Here is a 12,490-nt window from a genome sequence, read left to right on the forward strand (position 1 = left end):
CACGGATCGGGGTTCTTCGATCATCCACCTGCTACGGCGGCCCGTCGCGGGCCGGCATCTCAACGCACGGCGACTTCCTGCCTGGCCGTCGCCGCATCGCCAACCGCCGTCGGCGCCGCGCCCCACCCGCCGCCCAACGCACGAATCAGGTTCACGGTCGACACGGCCTGCGCACCGGTCAACTGGTTCGACTGCAACTGCGACTGCAGCACCGAGCGCTCGCTGTCGATCACGTCGAGATACGCGACCTGGCCTTCCTGATACTGAGTGCGCGACAGCGTCGCCGCACGGCGCGACGCATTGACGGCCGCGTCCTGCGCGCGGATCTGATCATCGAGCAAGCGCAGGTCGGCGAGATTGTCCTCGACCTCGCGGAACGCGACGAGCACCTGCTGCCGATAGTTCGCAACTTGTTCGTCGTACTGCGCACGCGCCTGCTGCACGCCGGCCGCACGGCGCCCGCCGTCGAACAGCGGCAGCGTCAGCGCGGTACCGGCGAACGGCCCGAGCAGGAACGTGCGGCTCGACCACAGGAACAGGTTGCCGAGCGTCGACGCCTCATAACCGAACGCCCCCGTGATATCGAGCTTCGGGAAATACGCCGACTTCGCGAGGCCGATCCGCGCGTTCGCGGCCGCCATCGCGCGCTCGGCCGCCGACACGTCCGGACGGCGTTCGAGCAGCGCGGACGGCAGGCCCGCCGGAATCTTCACGCCGACCGGCACGATCGGCGTTTCCTTGAACGCGAAATCCGCGGGCGCCTTGCCGAGCAGGATCGCGAGCGCGTGCTCGGAAGCCGCGCGCCGGCGCGCGACGCCGACCGCATCGGCCTGCGCGCTGGCCAGCTCGTTCTTCGCGCGCGACACGTCGAGCTCGCTGATGTCGCCTTCGTTGAAGCGGCGCTGCACGAGCTTCAGCGCCTGATCGCGCAATTCCACCGTGCGGCGGTACAGGTCCTGGTCCGAGTCGAGCTGGCGCAGTTCGAAGTAGTTCTGCGCGACGTCCGCCTGCAGCGCGAGCTGCACCGAACGGAACAGCGCTTCGCTCTGCGCCTGGTCGGCGCGCGACGCCTCGACGTTGCGGCCGACGCGGCCGAACAGGTCGGCCTCGTAGGACACCGTGCCCTGCGCGCGCCACAGCGTCGCGGTGGTCGGGCCCGTGCCTTGCGGCTGGAACTGCGACGCCGACGACAGCCCTTCGCGCGTCGGCCCGAAACCGGCGCCGACCTGCGGGAACCATTGCGAGCGCGCCGAACGCGTCGCCGCGCGCGCTTCCTCGACACGCGCGGCCGCGGCCTTCAGGTTCTGGTTCGCGGCGAGCGCCTGCGTCTCGAGCGAATCGAGCACCGGGTCGCCGAACACCGTCCACCATTCGCCGCGGTGCGCGCCGTCCGACGGCTCGGCCGTCTTCCACGTGCCGGCCTGTTCGCCCGCGGCGAGCGTCGGCGCTTCCCTGAACGCGGCGGGCGTCGACACATCCGGGCGCTTGTAGTCGGGGCCCACCGCGCACGCGGCGAGCAGCGTCGCGAGCAGAGTGCTCGCGGCCGCCGCCTTCGCGAAGCGCATCAGGCCATTCGTGTTGTGCATGTTGTCCATCTTCTTATCCTCAAGCATCCGAAGCCGGTACGCCCTGGGCTGGCACGCCATACCCGGCCGAGTCCTTGCCGGCAACGTGGATCTTGCCGCCCGCGAGCGTACGCAGCACGACGTAGAACACCGGCGTCAGCATCAGCCCGAACAGCGTCACGCCGAGCATCCCGAAGAACACCGCGACGCCCATCGCGTGCCGCATCTCCGAACCCGCGCCGGTCGACGTGACGAGCGGCACGACACCCATGATGAACGCGATCGACGTCATCAGGATCGGGCGCAGCCGCATCCGGCTCGCCTCGATCGCGGCCTGGAGCGGCGTCCTGCCGTCGTGCTCCAGTTCACGCGCGAATTCGACGATCAGGATCGCGTTCTTCGCGGACAGCCCCACCAGCACCATCAGGCCGATCTGCGTGAAGATGTTGTTGTCGCCCTGCGTGAGCCACACGCCCGTCAGCGCCGACAGAATGCTCATCGGCACGATCAGGATCACCGCGAGTGGCAGCGTCAGGCTTTCATACAACGCGGCGAGCACCAGGAACACGAGCAGCACGCTGATCGGGAACACGACGATCGCCGCGTTGCCCGCGAGGATCTGCTGGTACGTGAGGTCGGTCCACTCGAACCGCACGCCGCGCGGCAGCGTCTCGTGCGCGATCCGCTCGATCGCGGCCTGCGCCTGGCCCGACGAGAAGCCCGGCGCCGGGCCGCCGTTGATGTCGGCCGCGGTGTAGCCGTTGTAGCGCACGACCATTTCAGGGCCGAACGTCGGCGTTACCGTGACGAGCGACGACAGCGGCACCATCTCGCCCTTGTCGTTGCGCGTCTTCAACTGCAGGATGTCGTCAGCACGCTGGCGGAACGGCGCATCGGCCTGCACGCGCACCTGGTACACGCGCCCGAAGCGGTTGAAGTCGTTCACGTACAGCGAGCCGAGATACACCTGCATCGTGTTGAACACGTCCGTGACCGGCACGCCGAGCTGCTTCGCCTTCACGCGGTCGAGATCGACGTTGAGCTGCGGCACGTTGATCTGGTAGCTCGTGAACAGCGGGCCAAGCTCGGGCGCCTGCTGCGCGCGCTTGATGAAGTCGTTGGTCGCATCCGCAAGCCGCGCATAACCGACCGCGCCACGATCCTCGATCTGCATCTTGAAACCGCCGAGCGTGCCGAGGCCGAGCACCGGCGGCGGCGGGAACACCGCGACGAACGAGTCCTTGATCGCGCCGTACTGCTGGTTCAGCGCGCCGGCGATCGCGCCGGCCGACAGCGCCTTGCCGTGCCGCTCGGAGAACGGCTTCAGCGTGACGAACACGATGCCCGCGCTCGAGCTGTTCGTGAAGCCGTTCACCGACAGCCCCGGGAACGCCACCGCGCTCTCGACGCCCGGCTGCTTCAGCGCAATCGAGCCCATGTCGCGGATCACCTTCTCGGTACGGTCGAGCGATGCACCGTTCGGCAGTTGGGCGAACGCGATCAGGTATTCCTTGTCCTGCGCGGGCACGAAACCGCCCGGCACGACCTTCGTCACCAGCACGGTCGCGCCCACCAGCACGAGGTACACGCCCAGCATCAGCGTCTTGCGCGACAGCACGCCGCGCACGCCGCGGCCGTAGTTCTCCGCGCCGCGATGGAACACCTTGTTGAAGCCGCGGAAGAAGCCGCCGAGCACGCGGTTCATCACGCGCGTGAGCCAGTCTTCCTTTTCGCCATGACCCTTCAGCAGGATCGCGGACAGCGCCGGCGACAGCGTCAGCGAGTTGAACGCCGAGATCACCGTCGAGATCGCGATCGTCATCGCGAACTGCTTGTAGAACTGGCCGGTCAGGCCCGACATGAACGCGAGCGGCACGAACACGGCGACGAGCGTCAGCGCGATCGCGATGATCGGCCCGCTCACTTCCTGCATTGCCTTGTAGGTCGCCTGCCGCGCATTCATCCCGCTTTCGATGTTGCGCTCGACGTTCTCGACGACGACGATCGCATCGTCGACCACGATACCGATCGCGAGCACCATCCCGAACAATGACAACGCGTTGATCGAATACCCGAATGCGAGCAGCAGCGAGAACGTGCCGATGATCGACACCGGCACCGCGATCAGCGGAATCAGCGACGCGCGCCAGGTCTGCAGGAACACGATCACGACGATCACGACCAGCGCGATCGCTTCGAGCAGCGTGTGCACGACGGCCTTGATCGACGAGCGCACGAACTGCGTCGGGTCATAGACGATCTTGTAGTCGACACCCGCCGGCATGTCCTGCTTCAGCTCGGCCATCGTCTTGCGCACTTCGTCCGAGATCTGCAGCGAATTCGCGCCCGGCGACTGGTTGATCGCCATCGCGACGGCCGGCTTGTTGTCGAGCAGCGAGCGCAGCCCGTATTCGGATGCGTCGAGTTCGATCCGCGCGATGTCGCGCAGGCGCGTGACGCCGCCGTCCGGCGTCGTCTTCACGACGATGTCGCCGAACTCGTCTTCCGTCTGCAGACGGCCGCGCGCGTTCACCGACAGCTGCAGCGGCGTGCCGGGCAGCGACGGCGACGCGCCGATCACGCCGGCCGCGACCTGCACGTTCTGCTCGCGAATCGCCTGCACGACGTCCTCGGCGGACAGCCCGCGCTGCGCGACCTTCTGCGGATCGAGCCACACGCGCATCGCGTAGTCGCCCGAACCCCACAGCTGCACCTGGCCGACGCCCTGGATCCGCGACAGGCGATCCTTCACGTTGATCAGCGCGTAGTTGCGCAGGTAGGTCATGTCGTAGCGGTTGTCCGGCGAGATCAGGTGCACGACCATCGTCAGCGTCGGCGAGCTCTTCACCGTGGTGATGCCGAGCCGCTGCACGTCTTCCGGCAGGCGCGGCAGCGCCTGGTTCACGCGGTTCTGCACGAGCTGCGTGGCCTTGTCCGGATCGGTGCCGAGCTTGAACGTGACGGTGATCGTCATGTTGCCGTCGCTGTTCGCCTGCGACTGCATGTAGAGCATGTCCTCGACGCCGTTGATCTGCTCCTCGAGCGGCGACGCGACCGTCTCGGCGATCACTTTCGGGTTCGCGCCCGGGTACTGCGCCTTCACGATCACGGAAGGCGGCACGACTTCCGGATATTCCGAAATCGGCAGCAGGAACATCGCGATCACCCCGCCGAGCAGGATGATCACCGATAGGACTCCTGCAAAGATCGGCCGGTCGATAAAGAATTTGGATATGTTCATTTCTGGCTCTGTCTGGTTGAACGCGGATGCGAAGCGGCGGACCGCTTACGAATCCGCCTTCGCCGGTGCGGCCGGCTTCGCGGTGCTCGCGAGCGGCGCGGACGGCGCATCGCCGCCCGTCATCGGGACCATGTGCGGCTTCACCTGCTCGCCGGGCCGTACGCGCTGCGTGCCGTTCACGATCACGCGGTCGCCCGCGGAAAGCCCGCTCACGATCACGCGCCGGTTGCCGTGCTGCATCCCCTGCTGCACTTCGCGGTACGACACGCGGCCCTGCTGGTCGACGACGAACACGAACTTCTTGTCCTGGTCGGTGTTGATCGCCGCGTCGTCGACGAGCAGCGCCTCGTGCGGCGCGCTGCCGCCCACCTTCACGCGCGCGTAGAGGCCCGGGACGAGTGCGCCGTCGGCGTTGTCGAAGCGCGCGCGCACGCGGATCGTGCCCGACGACGTGTCGAGCCGGTTGTCGACCGAATCGATCACGCCGCTGCGCGAGTAGCCGGTTTCGTTCGCGAGGCCGAGCTCGACCGGCACCTTGCGGCCGTCGCGCGCGCCGTTGATGTATTGCAGGTAGGTCTGCTCGTCCGCATCGAACGACGCATAGATCGGCGACACCGACACGAGCGTCGTCAGCGGCGCGGCCGATGCGCCGGCCGACACGACGTTGCCGACCGTGATCTCCGCGCGCGACACGCGGCCCGACACGGGCGCGGTGATCCGCGTATAGCCGAGGTTGATGCGCGCCGTTTCCAGCGCGGCATCGCCCGCCTTCACGTTCGCCGCCGCCTCGCGGGCTGCGTTCTGCTTCTCGTCGTAATCGCGCTTCGCGATCGCGTTGTCGCCGATCAGCCGCTGCGCGCGCTGCCAGTCGGTCTGCGCATAGCCGTTGCGCGCCTGGGCGGCCGCGAGCTGCGCGGCCGCGCGGTCGACTTCGGCCTGGTACGGGCGCGGGTCGATCACGAACAGCACGTCGCCCTTCTTCACGAGCGCGCCGTCCTTGAAATTCACCGCGACGATCGTGCCCGACACCTGCGGGCGTACGTCGACCTTCTCGATCGCTTCGAGGCGGCCCGAATAACCTTGCCAGTCGGTCACGGTCTGCGGCACGACGGTCGCGACATCGACTTCGGGCAGCGGCGCGGCCGCTTTTTCGGGCGCGTTCGCGCTCACGCGCATTGCGCCGAACGTTCCGAGGCCGACGACGGCGAGCGTCACGATCGCCGCTGTCGCGATTCGGGAACGGGAGGTGCGTAGGATGGCCATGTGGATCTCCAGTAAACGTGGATTGGTTCTGGTTATTCGGAACGGTTCGGCTGGCGCGCGTTGAAGCGACACTGGAAGAAGCGCACGGCTTCCTCGAATGCGGCTTCGTGCGTCGCTAGCGCGGCGTGCGTGATGTCCGGATAGCGGATCACCTGCGTGAGCACACCCGACGAAATCAGGCAGCCCGCATATTTCTCCGCTTCGACGTGCAGCACGTCGTTCTGCGCGGTGACGACGAGCGTCGGCGGCAGCCCCGCGAGGCGCACCGATTCGATCGGCGCCGCGTACGGGTGCATGCGCTGCGCCGCCTGCGGCAGATACGCGCGATAACAGGCCGCGCATTCGCGCGCTGTGATGTCGGACGCGAGGCGCTCGGCGTCGCCGATGCGGGTCATGCTCGGGTCGAGCATCGGCCCGAACAGCGCCTGCGCGGCGATCGACACTTCGCCGCGGTCGCGTGCGATGAATGCCAGACAGTTCGCGAGCTGGCCGCCCGCGTCATGGCCCGCGACACCGATCTTCTTCGGATTGCCGCCGAACGCGCGAGCACGTGTCGCGGCCCACACGGCCGCGCGATACGCATCCTCCGGCGCGGCCGGAAAAGGAAAGGCCGGCGCGAGCGAATAATCGACCGACACTACGAGAGCTGGTAAGCGTTCTGCTAAAAAACGCGCGGCGAAATCGGCGTCTTCGAGCGAACCGCGGACGAAACCGCCGCCGTGGAAATAAAGCACTACTGGCAACCCGGTCTTGTCCGGGCGGCGGTAGAGGCGCAGCACGATGTCCTGCGCGTAGCCGGGAATTTCCACTTCGGCGACCGTCAGCGCCGCGCCCGCCAAGGCTTGCGCGGGCAGCGCGGCTTTCAGGAATTTGCTGAATTCAGAAGCGTCCATGACGATGCAGCATCCATTTCGAGATGGAACGAATTCTGGGTCCGGCAGACATTGGGATAAATGCCTATAATCCGGCAACACAATTCAACGACCCCGAACAATCCGAGGCTGCGTTCACCCACGAGGTAGCGCAGCCTTCTTGTTCCGGCGGCAAAAGGGTCTGCTTGCATATGGAACGCACATGCGAATGCCCGAAATCGCTCGTAGGGCAAGGAGTGAGGAGCGCCGTTTGGCCGAGCCAAACAAGCGACGAGCGACGCCGCCATACGGGCGATTTCGGGCATTCCCGTGACATGAATTTTTTAATTTGGGGTTGCCACGAGAACGGCCGCTCGCCGCGTTGCGCTCCTTGGCGATACGTCAGTATTCGCGGCGTCGCGCGCCTCGCGAGCGGCCGTTCTCGTGGCAACGCATGCGCGTCCCATATACAAGCAGACCCTAGATTGCGGAGGTTGTGATGGACCGGCTTCAGGCCATGCAGGTGTTTACTCGCGTCGTCGATACAAGCAGCTTCACCAAGGCAGCAGAAACGCTCAGCTTGCCGCGGGCGTCCGTCACGACGATCATCCAGAATCTCGAAGCGTTCCTCGGCGTGCGGCTGATGCACCGGACCACGCGCCGGCTGTCGCTGACGCCGGACGGCGCCGCGTACTACGAAAGATGCGTGCGGATCCTCGCGGACGTCGAGGAAACCGAAGCGAGCTTCCAGGCCAACAACCGGAAGCCGCACGGAAAGTTGCGTATCGACATGCCGGGTTCGATCGGGCGGCTGCTCGTGATTCCGTCGCTGTGCGAATTCCACACGCGCTATCCGGACATCGACCTGCAACTCGGCTTGTCCGACCGCCCGGTCGACCTGCTGCAGGAAGGCGTCGACTGCGTGATCCGCGTCGGTGCGCTGCAGGACTCGTCGCTCGTCGCGCGCCGGGTCGGCCTGTTCGAAGGCGTGACGGTCGCCGCGCCCGCCTATCTCGAGCACTTCGGCGAGCCGAAGACGATCGAGGATCTGAGCCAGCACAAGGCCGTCAACTATTTCTCGAGCCGCACCGGCCGCACGATCGACTGGTCGTTCCTGATCGACGGCAAGGAAACCGAGATCAAGATGGAAAGCATCGTGTCGGTGAACGATGCGGATGCATACGTGACCTGCGGGATCGAAGGCTTCGGGCTGATCCAGCCGCCGCTCTTCATGGTGCTGCCGCACCTGCGCGAAGGCCGGCTCAAGGAAGTGCTGCCCGGCATCAAGCCGCTGCCGATGCCGATCTCGGTCGTGTATCCGCACAGCCGCCATCTGTCGCCGAAGGTGCGCGTGTTCGTCGACTGGATCGCCGAAGTGTTCGACCGCTGCCCGCTGCTGAGCGGCAAGGGCAGCCTCGACGCGACGTGCAGCAAGCGTACGTTCGAGGAAGCCGAACGCGCGCCGGCGCTCGATACGCCGGTCATCAACGAGTGGGTCGCGTAATCGTCTGAACCAGCACGCGCGGGCGGCAAGGCCCGCGCGTTGTCCCGCCTTCGCGCCGCGTTCCCGCGCGGTGCCTGCCATCTTTCCCGAATCCGCAGCAATCCTTTGTGCAGAACGCGGCAATCGTCCGCGTGCGTCGTTGCGCGCCGTCGTCGCACCCGTGTGAGCCCCGCTGCATGGGGCTACCGGCGATTTCCGCATAACCCTGCCGGCCGTGCGGATGACGATTGTTCCTTTGCAACGACAAATCAATTCGCGTCTGCCGCATTTATCGCGACCGAACAGATACCTAGAGTAAACCCTGTCGCGCACCTCGTTGCGCATTGAACAGATCCCGCTTGATGGGACCGGAGCGAGCGCTGAAGCGCCAACTCCGACACAGAGGAGTTACGTCATGAACCGCCGCACCCTTCTCTCCGCCGTTGCCCTCGCACTCGCCGTGTCCGCACCGGCCTTCGCCGATTCGGGCACGCCGCACGCCGGCGACTACGGCAACACGTCGTGGTACTCGCAGCACAACGGCCCGCGCACGCGCGCCGAAGTGAGCGCGGAAGTCGAACAGGCTCGCCGCGACGGCACGCTCGCGTACCTGCGCAAGGCGACTTCGTATCCGCAAGGGCTCGAACTCGCACAAGGCCCGTATCGCTCGATGCCGGAAAGCAACCAGCTCGCCGGCGGAGGCCGGTAAACGCGCGACGCCGCGCAGCGGGTCGCCCCGTGCGCGGCGTCGCGAAACACCCATCGACGACTCGCTGAGTCAGTTAGTTGCAGGAGCACATGATGAACGACCAACTTCCTTCGCCGCTCGATCACTGGGACGACACCACGCCGGTCTGGACGCCGTTCCGTTCGGCCCCTCACTTGCATTGACCGCCGGCTGAGTCACCGTCCGGCCATCAGCGGCGCGGCACGCCGTCGCGCCATTCGCCCCAGTGCGTCACGATGTCCTGCACGAGCGGGTTGCCCGCGCGGTACAGGTTTTCGGTCGCCGGGGCGAAACCGCCCTGGTCCGCGTAGTTCAGCAGGTTGTCGGCGCTCGTCTGCCCCGCATACGGCCGGTCGAAATCGGAGCCCGTGCGCAGCACCGCGACGCGCGACAGGTCGACCCGCTTCACGCTCGCCGCGCGCTTGAGCGCTTCGTATGTCGCGTTGTCTTCCTGCGCGGTCATGCAGTAGGTGCCCTTGCCGTCGGTCAGAATTTTCGTCCACTGGCGCGCGCGCTCGCCGATCAGCGTGCCCGAGAACCACGTGTTGCCCGACGACGTGTCGCACTGGATCACCGTCGGCGGCCGGTTCGCCGGCGCATACGTGAACTTCGCGCGCGCGGCCTGCGCCTGCGCGCTGTCGGCGAGCACGACGTTGCGCGACAGCGCGTACGCGGCGTCGGTCAGTTGCGGATTGAGCTGGAACACTTCGGTGCGGTAGTCGAGCGGCGGCTTGTCGTTCGGGCTCTTCGTGTTGATGCCGAGAAAGCCGGTGTTCCAGCCAGACGGAATCTCGCGCGCATCGAGTTCCCACTGCAGGCTGAAATCGACGAGATACTTCGACCACGCGGCGGACCCGACCGTGCCTTGCGCGGGGTCAACGCCCGCGATGCCGGAGATCAGGAAATACGTGCGGCGCAGATCGAAGCGCTGCGAGAACGTGAGCGCCATGATCGTCGCCGACGCGTTCGCATAGCCCATGCCGGTCGTCACCACGCATACATCCTGCTTGTTGCAGTGAACGGCCGGATAGTCAGGCGACAGGCCCGGCACGGCGATGTCGCGCCACGGGCCGATCCGGTCGAGCCAGGCCTGGCCCTCCGGACCGAACATCGTGATGATCATGACCTTGACCGGGCGGCCCTGTGCACCGGTCTCGGCAAATGCAGCGTTGCCCGCGTTGTTGCCCTGGTTGTCCTGCGCGATCGACGGCGCGGTCGCACAGGCCGCGAGCGAGAATGCGGCGGCGGAAAGAATGGAGCGAGTCAGCATCGGCGTTCCTTGTTTCGGTGATGTTGGGTGAGAACGGCTCTCGGAGACTGCGCGAGGGAGTATAGAACGGGCCTGCGCAATGCGGAACCCGGCTACGAAACGGCCACCCGTGTTTCGTGCGACGGTGCGCGTGTTGCACAACGCGATGCGCTTCATTGGTTTCGCACCGTCACCGTGCACGGCAACCGTCAGGAATGCTATCCGGTTGGCAGGCACGAACGCCCGCCGACATACCCATGCGCGTCACGGTCGTCGACGTCGACTTCGGCCGGCTCCCGAACCGCTATACGCGCACGAGCCCCGCGACGCCGTAACCGAGCACGACCAGCGCGGCAACCACATGGCTCGCCGCGAGCCACCCAGGCGACTTCACGATACGCCCGATCGCACTGCCGCCGAATGCGAACACGAGCTGCCCCGCGAGGCTGCCGGCAAACACGCACGCGGCGCCGAACAGCCAGTGCCGATGCGCACCGGCGGCAGCCGTCGCATAGCCATAGAAAAGCAGGATGGTCAGCGGGTTCGCGAGCGTGACGAAAAACATCGACGTGAACGGGCGATTGCCCGGCGTCGGTACATCGCCGTCGAGCGTGCGGCGCCGATCCGTCAGCGCCTGCCACAGCATCCGCGTGCCCATCGCGAGCAACACGAGCGCGCCGATGGCACGGAACAGCGACAGGTGCGACGCGAGCGTGCTCGCGAGCATCGCGCCGATCGTAAACGCGACGACCGCATAGCAGCCGTCGGCAGCGGCCACGCCCACCGCCGCGCGCATGCCGGTGGCGGTGCCGGCGCGCATGCCGTAGTTCGCGATCATCAGCGCGACGGGCCCAACCGACAGCGCGATCGTCAGCCCGAACAGGAAGTCGTTCATCGGTCGCCGATGCCTTCGAGGGAAGGCATCGATTCCAGCGACCGCCGAACGATCCGGTGCGGCAACGCCGCGTCAGGCGACGTCGACGCGCGCAGGCCCGTCCACCATCTCGCCGATCACGGCTGCGTGGTCGAAGCCGTCGGCACGGAAGCACGCGAGGACTTCGTCGACCGTTTCCGGCGCGCACGCGACGAGCAGGCCGCCCGACGTCTGCGGATCGGTCAACAGCGCCTGTGCGACGGGCGGCAGGCCGTCGGCGAGCCGCACATCCGTGCCGTATGCGGCCCAGTTGCGGCCCGATGCGCCGGTGAACACGCCGTCGGCGACGAACGCCTCGACGCCCGCGAGCCACGGCAGCGATGCGTAGTGCACACGCGCGGTGAGATGCGCGCCGCGTGCCAGTTCGAGCGTATGGCCGAGCAGCCCGAAGCCCGTGACGTCGGTCAGCGCGTGCACGCCCGGCAGCGCGGCGAGCTCGGTGCCCGGCCGGTTCAGCTTGGTGGTCGTCGCGACCATCTGCGCATAACCCGCGGCGTCGAGCTGGTTCTTCTTCAGCGCGGCCGACAGCACGCCGACGCCGAGCGGCTTGCCGAGCACGAGCACGTCGCCCGCGCGCGCGGCCGCGTTGCGCTTCACGCGCGACGGATGCACGACGCCGATCGCCGCGAGCCCGTAGATCGGCTCGACCGAATCGATCGAATGGCCGCCCGCGACCGGAATGCCGGCGTCCGCGCACACCGATTCGCCGCCGCGCAGCACGGCCGCGATCGTCTCGTGCGGCAGCACGTTGATCGGCATGCCGACCAGCGCGAGCGCGAGGATCGGCTTGCCGCCCATCGCGTAGACGTCGGACAGCGCGTTGGTCGCCGCGATGCGGCCGAAGTCGAACGGATCGTCGACGATCGGCATGAAGAAATCGGTGGTCGCGACGATCGCCTGCTCGTCGTTCAGCCGGTACACGGCCGCGTCGTCGGACGTCTCGGTGCCGACCAGCAGGTCGGGGAACAGCGCGGGCGGCGTCGCGCGCTTCAGTAGCTCGGACAGCACGCCCGGCGCGATCTTGCAGCCGCAGCCGCCCCCGTGCGACAGGCTCGTGAGGCGCGGAACGGCAGGCTGGGCTTGGGTGGCTTCGGTCATCGTCGGCATCCGGTGAATAACAACGCTCCATTATCGACAATTCCGCGCGAGCGCGCCCGATAGCTACATAATCGTCGGC

At 67.0% G+C, this 12,490-nt stretch carries 9 protein-coding genes; 2 read left to right on the forward strand and 7 right to left on the reverse strand.

The window, feature by feature from the left end:
- Positions 1-59: 59 nt before the first annotated feature.
- From opcM to GD429_RS21170, 4 genes are read right to left on the reverse strand one after another with little or no spacing between them, the layout of a single operon-like run.
- Positions 60-1,595: a multidrug efflux transporter outer membrane subunit OpcM gene (gene opcM, locus GD429_RS21155; RefSeq protein ID WP_152859576.1), complete on the reverse strand. Its 1,536-nt coding sequence runs from the start codon at positions 1,593-1,595 to the stop codon at positions 60-62.
- A gap of 10 nt (positions 1,596-1,605) precedes the next feature.
- Positions 1,606-4,806, reverse strand: a complete 3,201-nt coding sequence (gene ceoB, locus GD429_RS21160) for a multidrug efflux RND transporter permease subunit CeoB (RefSeq protein ID WP_152859578.1) — start codon at positions 4,804-4,806, stop codon at positions 1,606-1,608.
- A 45-nt stretch (positions 4,807-4,851) separates the two neighbouring features.
- The gene (ceoA, locus tag GD429_RS21165; RefSeq protein WP_152859580.1) at positions 4,852-6,069 is read right to left on the reverse strand and encodes a multidrug efflux RND transporter periplasmic adaptor subunit CeoA; all 1,218 of its coding nucleotides are present in this window, start codon (positions 6,067-6,069) and stop codon (positions 4,852-4,854) included.
- A 32-nt stretch (positions 6,070-6,101) separates the two neighbouring features.
- Complete coding sequence (locus tag GD429_RS21170) at positions 6,102-6,962, reverse strand: alpha/beta hydrolase (protein WP_152859582.1); 861 nt, start codon at positions 6,960-6,962, stop codon at positions 6,102-6,104.
- Between the two features lie 457 nt (positions 6,963-7,419).
- Here GD429_RS21170 and ceoR point away from each other — a divergent pair, with 457 nt between their 5' ends.
- Together ceoR and GD429_RS21185 are read left to right on the forward strand one after the other, a co-directional pair.
- Positions 7,420-8,424, forward strand: coding sequence for a putative multidrug efflux transcriptional regulator CeoR (gene ceoR / locus GD429_RS21180; RefSeq protein ID WP_152859586.1), 1,005 nt, complete (start codon positions 7,420-7,422; stop codon positions 8,422-8,424).
- 394 nt (positions 8,425-8,818) lie between these two features.
- The gene (locus tag GD429_RS21185) at positions 8,819-9,112 is read left to right on the forward strand and encodes a DUF4148 domain-containing protein (protein ID WP_152859588.1); all 294 of its coding nucleotides are present in this window, start codon (positions 8,819-8,821) and stop codon (positions 9,110-9,112) included.
- A 208-nt stretch (positions 9,113-9,320) separates the two neighbouring features.
- Here the strand turns inward: GD429_RS21185 and GD429_RS21190 are convergent, their stop codons facing one another.
- The 3 genes from GD429_RS21190 to selD all read right to left on the reverse strand — a co-directional run bounded on the left by GD429_RS21190 (position 9,321) and on the right by selD (position 12,411).
- Entirely contained in the window at positions 9,321-10,400 is a 1,080-nt protein-coding gene (locus tag GD429_RS21190) for a purine-nucleoside phosphorylase (protein ID WP_152859590.1), read from the reverse strand.
- 283 nt (positions 10,401-10,683) lie between these two features.
- Positions 10,684-11,274: a LysE family translocator gene (locus tag GD429_RS21195; protein WP_152859592.1), complete on the reverse strand. Its 591-nt coding sequence runs from the start codon at positions 11,272-11,274 to the stop codon at positions 10,684-10,686.
- A gap of 72 nt (positions 11,275-11,346) precedes the next feature.
- The gene (gene selD, locus GD429_RS21200) at positions 11,347-12,411 is read right to left on the reverse strand and encodes a selenide, water dikinase SelD (protein ID WP_152859594.1); all 1,065 of its coding nucleotides are present in this window, start codon (positions 12,409-12,411) and stop codon (positions 11,347-11,349) included.
- Positions 12,412-12,490 lie beyond the last annotated feature (79 nt).

This window comes from Burkholderia sp. BE17 (assembly GCF_009362305.1).
GTDB lineage: Bacteria > Pseudomonadota > Gammaproteobacteria > Burkholderiales > Burkholderiaceae > Burkholderia > Burkholderia pyrrocinia_C.